Source organism: Psychrobacter sp. D2 (assembly GCF_013608135.1).
GTDB classification, from domain to species: Bacteria; Pseudomonadota; Gammaproteobacteria; order Pseudomonadales; family Moraxellaceae; genus Psychrobacter; species Psychrobacter cryohalolentis.
Genome location: NZ_JACDXZ010000006.1, coordinates 191,537 through 207,806 on the forward strand (window position 1 = coordinate 191,537; position 16,270 = coordinate 207,806).

Sequence of the window (16,270 nt, forward strand, 5' to 3'; positions counted from 1 at the left end):
CAGAGATAAATTAAGAAAGACCGCTAGTGATTTATTATATAAAACTTATTATATCAATATCTTATAATGTATTTTTAATAACTTAGTATGTAGCAAACAATGCTATATAAGCTTTGTCTTAGCCGCTAATAATAGCATTGTTTGCTACATACAGCCACTCATTCGGAGTTATCAAATAGCATAGTGTGTTATTGATAATGGGCCTAATAATAGAAAAAAGCCTTCTACATCATTATGATATAGGAGGCTTATATGGGGGAAAATTACGATTATTTAGCTAGAATTTAACGTTTATGATGTCTATCACTATATTCTATCCAAAAGTCTGCATTTTCAACGCCTGCTTTTCTAGGGTCAAAGACAGGGTCAAGTCCCAGCTTCATTTGCTCATCGTAGTCTTTTAACACTTTTAGCGCCGTTTTACTGAGTAATACGATAGCGATGAAGTTAAGGTAACACATGCTGCCAAAACCAATATCACCTAGCGCCCACATCACGCCAACAGACTGCATGCTACCGGTAAAGCAAACTATTAAGAATAATATTTTTAATAATGGTTTTAAAACAGGGTAGCGCAATTTATTGTCTAAGTATACTAGCGTGGTCTCAGCAATATAGTAATAAGCAATCAAGCAAGTAAAGGCAAACAAGAAGATGGCGATAGCGACAAAGCCACTTCCATATTGGCTAAACACTGTCGATACAGCTGCTTGGGTAAATGCGGTTCCAGCTTCAATGCCTGGCATGTTTTCGACTAGTACCAAGCCTTCTGCTGGAATGACGTTATACATACCAGTAGATAAAATCATCAATGCAGTAGCGGTACAGACAACAACCGTATCGATATAGATAGAAAAACTCTGTACTAAGCCTTGCTTGGCAGGATGAGAAACCTCTGCAGCTGCTGAGCTGAAAGTTGCTTCGCCTGCACCAGCAACGTTAGAGAATACCGCACGGCGGACACCCCAAGATATGGCTAGACCGACGATACCGCCAAATACAGCATCCATACCAAACGCGCTTTTGAAAATCAAGGCGAACATAGCAGGTAGGTTTGAGGCATTAAAGGCTAAGACGATAACCATCATCAAAACATAGCCGATCGCCATAATAGGCACGACCTTGCCAGCGAAGCTTGCAATACGTTTTATGCCACCAAATATGATAAATGCTAACAGCGCAACGATAATGAAACCAGTTGCAACAGGTGGGATGTTAAAAGCGGTATTAAAAGAATCAGCGATGGTGTTGGCCTGTACGCCAGGCACCAAAACACCATAAGAAAGACAAGTCACCGTAGCTACTAAAATAGCAAAGGGTTTCATCTTTAGGCCACGCTCGATATAAAAGGGTGAGCCGCCACGATACTGGTCATCAACGGTATGCTTATATACCTGTGCAAGTGTTGACTCGATAAAGGCACTGGCACCGCCAAGCAGACCCATAACTATCATCCAAAATACTGCGCCAGGTCCACCAGCTGCGATTGCGGTGGCAACCCCTGCAATGTTACCGACGCCGATTCGGCCTGATAAGGCCATACTAAAGGCTTGGAATGAGCTAATACCTTGGGTTGAGGTTTGCTTGTCAAACAACAGCCTAACCATCTCTTTAAGATAGCGAAACTGGACACCGCGAGTCATCACGGTAAAATAAATGCCGACACCGAGTGCCAAATAAACTAAAGCATCGCTCCATATATAGCCGACGATAGTATTAATAATCGCTTCCATGACCTTACTTCCCTGTAAGTATGTGACTAAAGGCTTAAATCAACTAAGCTACTGTTTTTATTAGTGAATACGGTTATATAACCGATACCTATTGAGTAAGTGTGCTAATTAACCACCCAGATGGTTTTAGTCTGTGCGTATTGTGATAAAGCCTCTAAACCATTATCACGACCGCCGAATCCTGATTGCTTATAACCGCCAAATGGCGTGGTGATATCACCTTCTGAAAAGCCATTAATAGAGACCGTGCCTGCTTTGATAGACGATGCCACACGATAAGCGCGCTTGATGTTCTGGGTGTAAAAAGAAGCGGCGAGCCCATAGTTGCTCTCATTGGCTAATTTGATGGCTTCTTCTTCAGTCTCAAAGCTTGTCACCGCCAGCAAAGGGCCAAAGACTTCTTCTTTAAACAAAGTCATGTCAGCGCTGACATCGTCAAATATCGTCGGCTCGATATACCAGCCACTGCCTAAATCTTCACAAATGTTGCCACCTGCAACGATCGTTGCGCCTTCCTCTTTTGCAGTCTGTAAGTAATGACAAACCTTATCGAAATGTGCTTTTTCAATCATAGGGCCAATGGCAGTATCAGGGTTGTAAGGTGAGCCGACCTTCCAATCTTTTAAGCCATTTTTTAGCTGCTCAAGCAGCGCTTGTTTTTGACTGCTGTGGACTAACAAGCGCGAGCCGCAACTACAATTTTCACTCATATTCCAAAATGCGGCTGATAAGATGTCGTTAATGGCAGCATCATCGAGTACGGCATCGTCAAAGACTATTTGTGGGCTTTTACCGCCGCATTCTAAGACGATTTCTTTTAGATTGCTTTGTGCCGAATACTGTAAGAACAAACGTCCGACCTCAGTCGAGCCAGTGAACGAAACCATATCGACATCCATATGCTGCCCAAGTGCGGCACCGACATTTTCACCAAGGCCACAGACCATTTGCAGCGCTTCTCTGGGCACGCCAGCTTCATAGGCAAGCTCGGTTAAACGATAAGCCGATAGAGAGGTCAGCTCAGCAGGTTTAACAATAACGGAGTTGCCCATAATGAGAGCAGGGGCGACTTTCCAAGCGTACATTTGGGCTGGGAAGTTCCAAGGTAATACCGCACCAACGACACCAATGGGCTCTTGCACGATAAGTCCTAAAGCTGCGCTACCTGTCGGCGCGACTTTGCCAAATACCTTATCAGCGGCCTCGGCATACCATTCAAAAGTTTCAATAGTCGCTGGCATGTCAGTGTTTAAGCATTCGGTAATCGGCTTGCCCGCATCCACACAATCTAATGCTGCCAGCTCCTCGACGTGCTCATGCATGAGTGCACACCAGCGCTGCATAATAGCCTTGCGCTCAGCAGGAGCCAGACGACGCCATTCACCGTTTTCAAAAGCATCGCGAGCGACTTGCACGGCAGTACCGACATCATCGCTAGTACCTGAAGCAATCTGACCGATAATACTGTTATCAATCGGCGTGTAATTGTCCAAAGTAGCTTCTGATAAGCCATCTGCTGCTATTAAGTGACCCGCCCATAATTGCTGCTGTTTTGCTTTCTCAAATACTTGCTCTTTAGTGGCTTGTTCTTTAGTGCTCATTTTTCTAATCCTTGTCTGCTAAATTTGATGCCATCGATTCGAGATTTGAATACGGCATCAAATATAGCGTTGGTTATCCTTAACGTTGTTTTACTAAGCTGAGTACTATTTAGCCAATAATGCTAAAAACTCTGCTTTTTCGTCTGCTGGCATATCAGTTAATGGCACACGCACTGAGCCAACATCCATGCTGCCTTTTAAGCAGCCCGCTTTGGCTTTCTGGTTGTAGTTGCCAGACTCCATAGAATGGATAGCAGGATAAATCTCGCTCATAATTTGCTTGGCTTTATCCCAGTCACCTTGTTGAGTGGCATTAAATAGTGCAACTTGTTCTTCTGGGAAAACGTTGGCTGCGCCTGCAATCCAGCTCTTTGCACCCCAAAAGAAGAAATCGACCGGTTGATCATCACAGCCACAAACCACCTCAAAGTTGTCAAAATCAGCTTGCAGCATGCGTAGCGCATGACTAAAGTCGCCGCTGCTTTCTTTTACGCCGACGATATTGGGGTGTTTAGCTAGATGAGCAACAGTATCAAATTCAATGGCAACGCCAACACGAGCAGGGAAGTTATACATAATGATTGGCAGCTCACTGGCATCCGCGACTTTTTCAAAGTGAGCGATGATGCCGTCTTGTTCAGGCAAGCTATAAGGAGTGGCAGACAGCATCAGACCGTCATAGCCTAAGGCTTTGGCTTGGGCAGCAAGCTCAATAGAATGGTCAGTCGATAAGCTATTGATACCAGCGATAAGAGTCACCTTATCTTTCGCAGCTTCAGCAATAGTGGTTAATACCAACTCACGCTCTGCAGCCGAAAAGGTATAGTATTCACCCGTAGTACCACAAGCAACGATACCGGCTACGCCTTTGTCGATAAAGGCTTCGACCAGTACTTTTAGTTTTTGCGCATCAACGTTGCCGTTATTGTCAAAAGGGGTAACGATCGGGACTAAAATTCCATTAATGTTCATAAGACTATCCTTAGTGATGTTGATTTCATGGGTGATGATTCAATGCTGAATCGGTTAGTTTTGCTGGGTTTATAAACGTTTAATAAGATGCTTATTTAAAGCGGGAAAGTTGATACGGTTTTGGATCGATAGTGTGGTCTTCATCAAAATAGTAGTTGGCAATCATTTGCGCACTAACGACAGCTTGCGTTAAGCCTAAATGCTGATGCCCAAAGCTTAAAAAGACGCGCTCGATTTTGTCGATGACTGGCAAGGAGTCTGCGGTCGATGGTCGAAACCCCATCCATGGCACACTACCAGTAGCGTCTAATTCGGCTTTGAGCATAGGCTGGGCTTGTTGTAATAGCATATGCGCGCGCTGCATATTGGCAGGGGCATCAAGGCCTGCGTACTCTACTGTGCCTGCCAAGCGTAGTCCCTCTTGCATCGGTGTCATAATAAAATGGCGATCCATGCTTGATACCGGTATCTGTAAGCGCGTATTTTCATGCGGTAGCATTAAGTGATAACCGCGTTCGGTATCTAGCGGTACATTCACGCCTGTCAGTTGCTTGGCCAATGCCTTAGAGTGGGCGCCTGCTGCTAGCATCACTTTGGACACTGTCATATCACCTTGACTGGTTGTTAGGTGAATACCCTCTGTGGCATTGGTCGCTGCAAGGACACGGCAATGTTCAATGACATGACCGCCTAGCTGTCTAAAAGTATGGTGAAGCTGATTGATCACGGCTTTTAAATTGGTGATATGTCCTGTATTTGGGAAAAACAACGCCGCTAGTTGGTTATCTCGTAAAGCAGGTTCACGCTCTAATAGTGCTTCTTTGGTCAATAGCTCATTAGCTACGCCAATATCGTTAAGTCGACTACCATGTGTTATGAGATGATCGACGCTACTTGTCTTCTCGGCCGTCAATAATGAACCTTTTACTTGCACCCATTCGTCCAGTTGCCACTGATTGGCAAAGCCTTGCCATGCTTGCAGACTGTTTTTATTTAAGTTTAATAACGCTTGATGAATCCGCTCAAATGGCTCAGGACGCATATTCATCAATAGCTGCATTGCCCAAGGCATCAAGCGAGGTAGATAGCGCCAGTCTATACGCAGCGGTCCAGTCGGATCGAATAACATGGCTAGTACATGACGCAGCATGCTGGCATCTGCAATGGGGAATACTTGCTCAGTAGCGATATGACCTGCGTTACCAAATGATGCTCCTTGACCCACTTCGTTGGCGTCTAGCAGTGCGACCTTGACGCCTCGTGCTTGCAACGTCACCGCAGCCGCTAGACCGATAATACCGCCGCCCATAATATGTAAGTCGAAGTCTGAGGTCGTCATGGTTTTTCTCGATTACGTTCTGTCGATTAAGCGGTTTTAAGAGTGTTCACGCGTTTATCAATAAACCTGTCATTTCATAAATAATGCTGTGATTTTATTAAGATGGGAGTCCCCATTTAAAGGGATCGTCTTCTTGCACAATGAGCGTGGTTTCGGCACAAACATAAGCATGACCACAAATCGTTGGGATGATGGTCTGTGCCGGATAAGCCGTACCATCTGGATTTTTGAGCGTAGTATTAAGCTCAGTTGCATGCTGATAACTGCCAGTGAATACGCTGCCGACTATGCCCTGTTGCCGCCAAAGTTGTTCAGGTGCTAGACGGTTATCAGCTGCTAGGCAAGCAAGTTTGGCACTTGTGCCGGTACCACAAGGAGAGCGATCGTAAGCTGAACCTGGGCACAAAACAAAGTTTTTACTATCTACCTGTGTATCATCGCTATCGGCAAATAACTCAATATGGTCAATCTCGCCGCCGTTGTCGCCAGTGATGTTGGCGGCGACCAGTGCTTGCTTAATTTGCATGGTTACTTGAGTAAGCTGTTTAACATTGCTGGCTTGAATGTCTTGTCCATGCTCACTCACTAAAAAGAACCAGTTGCCACCCCAAGCGATATCACCGCGGATAAGCCCTAACTCAGGAACGTGAATTTCGACTTGTTTTTTATAACGATAGGAGGGGACGTTTTGTACGCTACAGCTGTCATCATCATGTAAGGTTGCTTTAACCAGACCTACGGGAGTTTCAAGCCAATGTACGCCTGCTGATATTTTTTGTTGATAAGCTAACGAGACGATTACGCCAATCGTGCCGTGCCCGCACATGCCCAGATAACCAGCGTTATTAAAAAATATAACGCCTGCTGTAGCTTTAGGATTACTTGCAGGAAGGAGTAGCGCGCCAACAAGGACATCATTGCCGCGAGGCTCTAAAATGATACTTTGACGTAGGTGATCGAAGTTTTGTTTGAAGGATTGCAGCTTGTCTTGAATAGTATCACCAACGAGGTCAGGAAAGCCGTCATAGACCATACGAGTAGGCTCACCGCCCGTATGCGAGTCAATAATTTTGAAATTAAATAGAGAAGAAGCCATAACCGACATCCTAATTCATCCGTGAAAAAGTAACATTCCATTGTTGTTTACTAGACCTTGTCAGCACTATCTTGTTAACGCGGTCTATATATAGAATGAACTTTTTTAGATAGAGCGTCTTGCTGTTTTCTGATGAAAAAATGCGCATTCCTGCACAGTGGGTCGGTGTACACTAGAGGCTGCACTGATAGTTTTTAATGATAAAAAGATATCGTGAAATAGCTTCTAATTAAGTGATATTTGGACAGTGAATCATTAGCTTTAGCAAAAGATAAGCACATAATATGGCTTATGAACGACTGGGGTTGAGATGACAGGGATGACGTAAAATGATGGATGTAATAGAAGAAGCGGGGCTTGTCGGCTTTAGTGCCTCATTGCGGCAGAGCATGTCTGCTTATTATCCAGATAGTAGTGAGGCATTTATTGGTAATGTCTCACTACTACTACCTCTACTTGATACTTTAAAGAATGTGGTATTTTTTGTGAAAGATGAGCAAGCGCGCTACCAGCTGGCAAACAAAACATTATTAAAGCGTTGTAAGTTAAGTCAGCATAGTGACATCGTAGGGTTTACCACTGAGCAGGTGTTTTCTCATCAGCAAAGTAAGGATTATATTTTGCAGGATATGAAAGTATTGCGAGATGGGAGGTCAATTATTGATAATCTAGAGCTACACAGTTACGCATCTGGTCAGTTAGGTTGGTGTATTACTAATAAATTGCCTATCTATAATGACAATCAACAAGTGGTCGCGATGGTTGGGATATCCGTCGATATTGATGAGGATAACGAACGCATTTTACGTAAACACGCGCGACTGGCTGACGTAGCACAGTTCGTACGCGGTAATCTGGATCAGAAAATCAATATAGCAGAACTGGCGGAGCTGTCACATTTTAGCTTATCGCAGTTAGAGCGCACCTTTAAAGCAGTGCTAAATATGTCGCCTTTACAGTTTGTACAAAAGCTGAGATTAGAATATGCGGTTAAGCTATTAGCCATGCCTGAGATGTCAGTCACTCAGATATCGTTGAACTGCGGCTATAGCGATCATAGTGCCTTTAGCCGCCAGTTCAAACAGTTTACGGGCTTGTCACCCAGCCAATTTCGCCAAACGCATTTATCATAAAAAATTAAATCAGTATCCAACCACCGCAGCATCGACAATACGTGGATCTGAAGATCCATACACGCCATTTGGGGTAATCATAATCGACTGCGTTGAGCCCATGGCTGACTGCTGACTGACCTTATGTCCCATGGACTCGAGCTTTTTAATGGTATCGATATTTAGTGCTTTTTCGATACGAATCTCATCCGGTAGCCACTGGTCATGAATGCGCGGAGCATGCGTGGCTTCAGCGATATTCATATCGTGGTCGATAACATTTGAGATCACCTGCGTGACGGTAGTAATAATGCGGCTACCACCCGGACTGCCTGTGACGATATAAGGTTTGCTGTCTTTAAATACCAGTGTTGGACTCATAGAAGATAACGGGCGTTTATTGGCTTCAACCGCATTGGCGTCGCCGCCGATTAAGCCGTAACCATTTGGCACACCGGGCTTAGCAGAAAAATCATCCATCTCGTTATTGAGCAGTATCCCCGTACCTTCAGCAACAAGCCCCGTCCCATAAGAAAAGTTCAGCGTATACGTATTGGCTACCGCATTGCCGTCTTTATCGACAATAGAAAAATGCGTGGTTTGATCACTCTCGTACGGTAGAGGGTTATTCGCTTTAATGGTTGCTGCTGGCGTGGCTTTATTTGGGTTGATTAAAGCGCGCAGCTTATCAGCATAAGGCTGGGCAGTTAAACCGCTAGCGGGTACGTCAATAAAATCAGAATCCCCCAAATATTCAGAACGATCTGCATAAGCCAACTGCATAGCTTCAGCCATTAAATGAATGGTTTGGGCGCTGTTTTGACCATAGTCTTTTAGCGGATAACCTTCTAAGATATTTAAAATCTGCACGATATGAATACCGCCAGAAGACGGTGGTGGCATTGAGACAATCTCATAACCACGATAATCGCCTTTAACAGGCGTACGGGCAATAGCTTGATAATTTGCCAAGTCCTGCAAGCTCATTTTACCGCCTGCTTCATTGACCGCTTTAACCAATTTACGGGCGGTTTCTCCTTTATAAAAACCATCATTGCCTTTTGCCGCAATCAGTTTAAGGGACTTTGCCAGCTCCGGCTGTTTTAAACGCTCACCCGGTTGATAAGTGCTACCATCGGCTTTAAAGAATATCTTTTTGGTACTTGGCCATTTTTGTAAGCGATCGCTTAACGCTTCTAGGGACTCTGATAATCCAGCAGTGACTTCGATACCGTTTTCAGCCAGCGCAATCGCTGATGCCATTACTTGCCCGCGGCTCATGGTGCCATGATCCTCTAACGCTTTGAGTAAGCCTGCGACCGTACCCGGCACACCAACGGCTAAGCCATGATAACGAGATAAATCACTGACGGCATTGCCCTCCTTATCGAGATACATATCACGCGAGGCGCTACTAGGGGCTTTTTCACGATAATCGAGTGCGACTGTTTTACCTTGTTTGGCGTCATATACCATCATAAATCCGCCACCGCCAATATTACCGGCTCGCGGTAATGTCACAGCTAACGCAAAGCCAACAGCTACAGCAGCATCAACGGCATTGCCACCATCTTTCAAAATCTTTAAGCCGATATCAGAAGCCAGTGCTTCTTGGGTAGCAACCATGCCGTTTTTTGCCCAAACAGGATGGTGGATAGCGTCCACAGAATAGATGGCTTGATCGGTTTTGGCTTGCGTAGCCTTAGGCGTGAACGTGTTACTTTTCGCTCGTGTCACGCGCTGCGTCTCAGACAATACCGTAGGATTTTCTTTCATAACCGTTAGATTAATCGCACTGGTATTAATCGAGGTTGGATTGATGGTTTTTGAGGCGACAGCAGTATTTGTGTCTACCGCATGGGCAGATACAGAAAATAATAGCGTGCTGCCAATAATTAACGCTGCAGATTTTAAAGTCTTATAAGTGGGCGCTTGTGTCTGATGAGAATGAGAATATGGAGCTGACATCGCAAAGTCCTTTTTACGAGGATGAAAGAAATTGGGCTAAAAATACAGGATTAATCAATAAGATTAACTGATAAGGTTAAATAGTAACGAATATTGCTAGTAGTAGAAAGGACTTTGACATCTTTCGTTTTCAGATAAGAAAATGGTTATGAGGTAATTGAATTTAGGAAATGTAAAGTACAGAGGAAAAGAAGCGCATCGGTAAGCCGATACGCTTCTTTAAATGTTCTTACTTTATCTAACTAATGCTTTTTAACTCCATGGCTTATATCTTACTGCGCTTGGTTATGCATCTTACGCTGTTTTGAACCATGATGACCTTTGGTTGTTCTTTCTGATTTTAACTGTGCCATTTTTGCACGCTGCTCAGCTGTGAGTACTTGCGAAATGGCATGTTGGGTTTGAACGCGTTCAATAAAGCGCTGCTTGTTTTTAGCTGCTTGCTGGTCTGCAAGACGATTGATGGCAGCGTTATCCAAGGTATTAGCGTTCGTCAATGCCTGCATCTGCTGCTGCATTTGCATACGTTCTGCTTGATGTTTTGCACGGTCATTTTTGCGATCGCCCTGTTTTTCTTGCATGATGGCTTTGATTTGTGCCTGCTGCGTCGCTGTTAGATTTAGCTGCGCCATTGGACCTCTCATGCCGTCTTTCATGCCTTTATGCTGCATTTTGCTCGTGGTTGGCGTCGCCTCAGTAGCGGCATTGACACTGCTGCAGGCAGTCACGGTCAACACACTGGACATCGCTAATACTGAACCCATCAATAATTTTTTCATTTGCGTCATTTGCATAAGAGTTACCTTAATTTTTGTAAAAGTGAGGGTATGTCTGATAATTCTAGTCTTGATCGAGCGTCCCGGATAGTCACTATGGATCACTACTATAAATCACTAATATGAATCATTGCTCGACATTGTAAATTAGCATCAACTTGTTTTTGATAACCACTATCATACGACAGCCAGAGGTTACGAACATTTATGAAACATTAAGAAAGGTAACGTTTATAGCGCATAGGTAGCGCTTGCTTGATAATATGAGCCATAAGATGATTGAGAGGTACAATAATAAGGTGATAACGATGTCAAATATTTTATTGGGTGACGATGACGAAGAGTTGACTCAATTACTGCAAGAATATCTGCATAATCACGATGTTCGTTGTGACTGCGTGCATGATGGCGAAGCGGTCATAGAGCGATTAAAGACGACGATGCAAGATAATTCGCCTTATGATTTGTTGGTGCTCGATATCATGATGCCAAAAATAGACGGGCTCAGTGTGTTACGTCAGCTACCTGCTATTAGTGATATCCCTGTCATTATGCTTACTGCAAAAGGGGAGGAGATAGACCGTATCATCGGGCTGGAGCTTGGCGCTGATGATTATATTACCAAGCCTTGTAATCCACGTGAGCTGCTGGCACGCATCAATGCGGTGATTAAGCGCACCAGTATTGCAGCACATATTGTTGAGCAATTACCGCTGCCGAGTAGTCGCTTATATCTTGACCAACAGCAAAGGCTTTGCCAGATAGATGGCGTTGAGCTGCAATTAACAGGTACAGAGTTTGATTTATTGTTGGCTTTATTACGACAAAAAGGCGAGGTAGTCAGTAAATCGTGGCTATCACAGCATGTCTTGCAGCGAGAATTACAGCCTTTTGACCGTAGCCTTGATGTCCATGTCTCGCGCCTGCGTAAAAAACTTCAACCTTTCCATGATGAGCCAATCAAGGCAATTCGTGGTAAAGGCTATCAGTTGGTACTCTAATGACAGAAGCTGCCCAAAATCCTACAGCGATAAACAAACCGAAGCTGAGCATACCTGTGTCGCTATTTTGGCGACTGTTTTTGAGTTTGCTATCTATGATTCTGATCACTTCTATCTTATCTATAGCAGTAGAGCGCTGGCTTAATGAGCGAGAGCTTGCTACTCGTATGGATTCTCAAATTGATAAGCTGCTTATTCAGCGTGAGCGGCTGGTCATATCCTTGAAGGCGGGTGATTTATCTGCTGTAAAGCAGATTTATGATGAAGATCGAAGACTCATGAGCCAAATCAGGATATACGATGAGCAGGGCGCTATTATATTTCCAAGATATCGGTTTCGAGAAAATCGAGTCAAGCGGCGTCAAGCACGTGACGTGGCAAGTATAAAGGCAATAGATTTGCAGATAGAAGGTGAGCAATCATCTGTACCACCGAATATGCACAATTCTGTGAGTAGCAGTACTGACAATAAAACATCTGATTATCGTGAAGTTAGTGATAAAGAGCGTGTCGATAAGAACCCTTATAGGGTGTATTCCTTTGATAAGGATGGCGTCAAAAGCGAGCGCCCAAATGATAAACCTTTTAGCCTCGATGATATTTTAAAACCAATACCGTCTCATAAAGCCATTGCTGACATTGATAGCCGACCTGAGTTAGCTGAGGTTACAGTGGTTATGCCAAATAATAACAGCGTTATCGTACAGCTGCGTCCGCACCTATTATTTAAGGATGTGTTAGAGCTACAGCGGGGCAATTTTATGCTGCGGCTTTTGTTGATTATACTCTTTAGCGTGTTGGTGTGCTTTTGGCTCAGTCGTACGTTGACTCGGCGTATTGGGCGTGTGCAGGATACCGTACACCGGATGATAGATGGCAACTATGAAGTCAATCCGCAGTTATCAAGTCTGGGTTCTGACGAATTGGGGTTATTAGCAAAAGATGTCGCTTTACTATCAACGCGGCTCGCTGACAGTGAGCTGGCACGCAAGCAGATGTTAAGTGATATCTCCCATGAGCTGCGCTCGCCGCTGGCCCGTCTCGATGTAGCGACTGAGCTGACACGAGATTTTGCGCCCAACGCCAGTCGTTATCTTGACCGTATCGATAAAGAGTCAACGCGGATGAATGAGCTGATTGAGCAAATTATCCGTATTCAATCGTTGCAAATGCAGCAATATACCGTCGACACTCTAGAAAATGAGGCAGTAGACATCTGTGAAATTATTAATGAGATTGGTCAAGATGTCTGTTTTGAGTTTCAGCATAAAAATATATATTGGCAATGGCATGCGAATCCGTCTTTATTGCCAGATTCTTGCACAGTAAGGGGCAATCAAGAACAGCTGCATAGTGCCCTTGAAAACATCATCCGTAATGCCTTTATGCATACTGCTTTTGATTCGGCAGTGATGGCTGAGATACAAGCAGTGAAGATGAATAATAAAGTGTCAGCTATTGAAATAAGCATCACTGACGAGGGCGGCGGTGTTGCCGAAAAGGATCTGGAGCGTATTTTTCAGCCTTTCGTTAGGCTTGATACGGCGCGCCATCGCGAAACGGGCGGTTATGGACTGGGGTTGGCAATCGTCCATGCCGTAGTGATGGCACATAGAGGTCAGATCACTGTCCATAATCGCCAAGATGGCATATTAGGGCTTGTGATAAAAGTAATATTACCTATTAAATAGAAACAACCTCAAATGAGAACGTATTTCATCAACATATATTCACTAATAAGAATATAACGGATGAACGGTAGTAAATTACCGATGGGTGGTATTGAGACTCTCTGTATATTCGTTAATAATAATATACAGAGAGTTATAATGATTTACAAAATAAGACGCTTTATGTCTCAAATAATCATCTAAGTAATTTTTTAACCCTAACTTCTAATCCTATTGCCTCATAACTGTTTTCTTTTGTTACATCAACTCTCTACAAAATGGATTTTAACTTCGATTTTTTAAATCAGACAAATCTATAAGGGAGTATACATTATGAACCGCATCTATAAGGTAATATGGAATGAAGCCTTAAACTGTTTCACTGCAGTTGGTGAATACGCAAAGGCACGTGGCAAATCTTCCAAATCTAGCGTGAGTGCAAACGCTACCATCAACACGACAGAAAATCTTTCATCTACCAGTGCTTTTAAACTCACGGCTATCGGGCTGGGTTTAATGGCGGCTGGTTTTTGTATACAAGCGAATGCTGCTTCAGACTTTGAGGGTGACATTGGTGGGAAGCTTGACGCTTCTATTCAACTTAACATTGTAGGTGGTGAAAGTAATCCTATCAATCTAACAGATAACAACATTGGTGTCGTAGGCAGTGGTGGTGGTGATGATACTACCCCTAATGATCCAAAAACGTTAACCATTAAGTTAGCCAAAGATATTGATCTAACCCATGAGGGTAGTCTCACTATTGGCGATACCTTAGTGGATAACTCAGGTATTACAATCACTAATATCGATCAAACTAAAACTGTCAGCTTAACAAGCACCGGTCTTAACAACGGTGGTAATCAAATCACGAATGTTTTTAGTGGTGGCGAAGTTGAAACCAATGCTGCAAACATTGGTGATGTTAATAGGGTAGTTTCAGCCAATAGGATAAAGTATTTCAGTGTCAAATCAACAGGTGGCACGAATGAAGATAACCTAGGTGCTCAAGGTGTAGACGCAATTGCGATTGGTAAGGGTGCTTCTGCAGTTGGACAGACTACAGTAGCCATAGGTTTAAACTCCGGTTCTGGATCAACTGCAGGTACTGAACAGGGAGTATCTGTAGGTAATGCATCAGGTCAAAATGTACTATCATCGGGTAACGTAGGTATAGGTAGAGGTGCAGGCTCAAATGTAAGTGCTACGCCAAGAGCTACAGTAGGTGGTAACCCAGCATATAGACCTTATTCGATCGAAGGACAAAACACTGCAATTGGCGCTGATGCTGGCAATGGAGTCTATGGTGATTCTAACTCAGCATTAGGTGAGCGTGCAGGTCGTAATGTTGACGGTCATGCTAATACGGCTATTGGTGCCTTCTCAGGTAACGCAGTAATTGGTAGTGCTAACGTTGCTATGGGCCCTACTGCGGGCTACACAGTTACCGGTGACAGAAATACAGCAGTTGGTAACTTCTCTGGTTCGCATGTAGTTGGTAAAGCTAACTCGGCGTTTGGTAACGGTGCTGGTTCAAACGTTACAGGTGAATATAACCTTGCTCTAGGTGCTGGTGCAGGCGCCGGTATCACTAATGATTTGACAGTAGCTATCGGTAATAATGCTGGCAATTTCCAGAACGGACAGATTGGTAAAAACAGCATATCAGTAGGTACTAACTCTTCAGCTCAAGGTCACAGCAGCATGGCGCTTGGACGTGGGTCTGTCTCTGCTGGAATTAATGCTATTGGTATTGGTGTTCAATCTATCGCCTCAGCAACAGGTACTATTGCTGTCGGTGATAGAGCTGAGGCTAGTGGTGAAAATGCTATTGCGATTGGGAAAAATTCGCTAGCTACAGGGTCACAAGCTATTGGTGTAGGATCACGTGCAGGGAATGGTGGTGCAGCATACGGTGATAACGCTGATGCAGGAGGCACCATAATGTCTGCTACTCCTACTGTTATCAAAGGAACTGCTATAGGTAATGGCTCTATAGTTAATGTTGATAATGGCGTGGCTTTAGGATTTAAATCAGTAGCTAACCGTACTGCTACTGGCTTGGGTACAGTGTTTGTCCCAACATCAGCAAGTAGATTAGCTATTGAATCTACTAGAAGTACTTTACTTGGTGCTGTCTCTGTAGGCAATAATGTTGACGGCAACCGTCAGATAGTTAATGTCGCAGCTGGTAGAGATGATAGTGATGCGGTCAATGTATCTCAGCTAAAAGGTGTTGATGCTAAAGTCAACGAAGGCTTTGGTTTAAGAGCTGCCGATGGTAACACTGTCATGAAACCATTAGGAGAACAAGTCGAGGTAATTGGCTCTAATAGCAATATCACAACTACAGCTGCTAATGGTAAAGTTGAAATTGCCCTAAATAACAACCTAGATTTAGACACTAATGGCAGTGTCAGAATGGGAAGTGGTGGTTTGTTTGGACTAGGGTCTGTAACTACAGTTAATCGTAATGGCATGAGAACAGGCAATATCCTGCGTAATACAGTAGTTACTGATTCGGGTGTGAGTGTTAATGGTATATTTGGCAACAGTGCTTTGGCCACTGATGGTCTAACCATTAGTAATGGTCCAAGCGTCCTTAGATCTGGTATCGATGCAGGCAATAAAAAAATCACTAATGTGAAAGCGGGTTCACAGCCATTAGACGCAGTTAACGTCAGTCAGCTTAGCCGTTCTGCTGCAGGATCTAGAACAGAGGTGGAAGCTGGTACTAATGTTGCTGTCACGAACATTCCAGGTGCTAATGGTCAGAACGTTTACAAGATCAATGCAGATGGAACTACTGTTTCTGGATCTACCGCGGTAACGGTCACCGCTGGCTCTAAAAATGCGACAACCAATCTCACAGACTACGCAGTTGATCTAAGCCAAGTTACTAAAGACAGCTTAGTGAAAGCGGACAACTCAGTACAGTATGATAATGCCGGTCAGACCAGCGTGACGTTAGGTGGAACAGGATCAACAACGCCTGTCACACT

General features: G+C 44.0%; 11 protein-coding genes. 4 read left to right on the top strand and 7 right to left on the bottom strand.

What is annotated here, in order from left to right:
• Window positions 1-284 precede the first annotated feature (284 nt).
• From H0262_RS09495 to H0262_RS09515, 5 genes are all read right to left on the bottom strand, one after another.
• A complete protein-coding gene (locus H0262_RS09495) occupies window positions 285-1,733 on the bottom strand; it encodes a sodium:alanine symporter family protein (RefSeq protein WP_011513548.1) in 1,449 nt (482 codons plus the stop codon).
• 104 nt (window positions 1,734-1,837) lie between these two features.
• Window positions 1,838-3,334: an aldehyde dehydrogenase gene (locus tag H0262_RS09500; protein WP_181210590.1), complete on the bottom strand. Its 1,497-nt coding sequence runs from the start codon at window positions 3,332-3,334 to the stop codon at window positions 1,838-1,840.
• A 105-nt stretch (window positions 3,335-3,439) separates the two neighbouring features.
• On the bottom strand, window positions 3,440-4,306 hold the full coding sequence (gene dapA, locus H0262_RS09505; protein ID WP_181210591.1) for a 4-hydroxy-tetrahydrodipicolinate synthase: 867 nt from the start codon (window positions 4,304-4,306) through the stop codon (window positions 3,440-3,442).
• Between the two features lie 91 nt (window positions 4,307-4,397).
• On the bottom strand, window positions 4,398-5,645 hold the full coding sequence (locus tag H0262_RS09510) for an FAD-binding oxidoreductase (protein ID WP_181210592.1): 1,248 nt from the start codon (window positions 5,643-5,645) through the stop codon (window positions 4,398-4,400).
• A gap of 97 nt (window positions 5,646-5,742) precedes the next feature.
• The gene (locus tag H0262_RS09515) at window positions 5,743-6,741 is read right to left on the bottom strand and encodes a proline racemase family protein (protein ID WP_181210593.1); all 999 of its coding nucleotides are present in this window, start codon (window positions 6,739-6,741) and stop codon (window positions 5,743-5,745) included.
• Between the two features lie 329 nt (window positions 6,742-7,070).
• On the opposite strand from H0262_RS09515, the gene H0262_RS09520 reads away from it, so the two are divergent.
• On the top strand, window positions 7,071-7,874 hold the full coding sequence (locus H0262_RS09520) for a helix-turn-helix domain-containing protein (protein WP_181210594.1): 804 nt from the start codon (window positions 7,071-7,073) through the stop codon (window positions 7,872-7,874).
• A gap of 9 nt (window positions 7,875-7,883) precedes the next feature.
• Here H0262_RS09520 and ggt read toward each other — a convergent pair whose 3' ends face one another.
• Both ggt and H0262_RS09530 read right to left on the bottom strand, forming a co-directional pair.
• Window positions 7,884-9,821: a gamma-glutamyltransferase gene (gene ggt, locus H0262_RS09525; RefSeq protein ID WP_181210595.1), complete on the bottom strand. Its 1,938-nt coding sequence runs from the start codon at window positions 9,819-9,821 to the stop codon at window positions 7,884-7,886.
• Between the two features lie 272 nt (window positions 9,822-10,093).
• On the bottom strand, window positions 10,094-10,615 hold the full coding sequence (locus H0262_RS09530; protein WP_181210596.1) for a Spy/CpxP family protein refolding chaperone: 522 nt from the start codon (window positions 10,613-10,615) through the stop codon (window positions 10,094-10,096).
• A gap of 290 nt (window positions 10,616-10,905) precedes the next feature.
• Here H0262_RS09530 and H0262_RS09535 point away from each other — a divergent pair, with 290 nt between their 5' ends.
• The 3 genes from H0262_RS09535 to H0262_RS09545 all read left to right on the top strand — a co-directional run.
• Window positions 10,906-11,598: a response regulator transcription factor gene (locus H0262_RS09535; protein WP_181210597.1), complete on the top strand. Its 693-nt coding sequence runs from the start codon at window positions 10,906-10,908 to the stop codon at window positions 11,596-11,598.
• Window positions 11,598-13,289: a cell wall metabolism sensor histidine kinase WalK gene (locus H0262_RS09540; RefSeq protein ID WP_181210598.1), complete on the top strand. Its 1,692-nt coding sequence runs from the start codon at window positions 11,598-11,600 to the stop codon at window positions 13,287-13,289. The genes H0262_RS09535 and H0262_RS09540 overlap by 1 nt, the downstream gene beginning before the upstream one ends.
• A gap of 312 nt (window positions 13,290-13,601) precedes the next feature.
• On the top strand, window positions 13,602-16,270 hold a 2,669-nt coding region (locus H0262_RS09545), incomplete at its 3' end, for an ESPR-type extended signal peptide-containing protein (protein WP_259275443.1).